Annotated in this window: 1 protein-coding gene; it reads left to right on the plus strand. The window is 55.4% G+C overall.

Translation table 11 applies throughout. The annotated features are described in order from the left end of the window. A partial coding sequence (locus M7F93_RS11875; RefSeq protein ID WP_298173825.1) for an IS1595 family transposase occupies nucleotides 1–527 on the plus strand: 527 nt, incomplete at both ends.

Below are 527 nucleotides of genomic sequence, written 5' to 3' on the forward strand. Positions count from 1 at the left end.
GTATGCGGAACAGATGGCGCAGGGGCAAAGTGTGCGGCGGAGTGCCAATGCCTGCGGTGTGCATCGGAATACGGCATTTCGCTGGCGGCATCGTTTCCTGAGCCTGCCCAAAGAGCAGCAGCCCACTCAATTGGAAGGTATTGTGGAAGCGGACGAGACTTTCTTTCTGGAGTCCTTCAAAGGTAAGAAAAGGGGGCTTCCCCGCGCATCGCGCAAGCGCGGTGGCAAGGCCAAAAAACCGGGATTGTCTGATGAACAGATTCTCGTGTTGATTTGCCGGGATCGGGGCGGCCAAACCGCAGACGCCGTCTTGAAGAAGGTCAACAGCGAAGAAGTTGGGAGAGTGATTCAGCCGATCCTCGCCAAGGACACCATGCTTTGCGCGGATGGCAGCTCCGTCTATGTACGGGTGGCACGGGAACTGGATATTCCACTCAAGGCGGTGAATGTAAAGGCGGGTATTCGCGTCGTGGAACAGATTTTTCATGTTCAAAATGTCAATGCCTATGACAGCCGACTGAAGGCCT

It is taken from the genome of Acidithiobacillus sp. (assembly GCF_027322205.1).
GTDB lineage: Bacteria > Pseudomonadota > Gammaproteobacteria > Acidithiobacillales > Acidithiobacillaceae > Acidithiobacillus.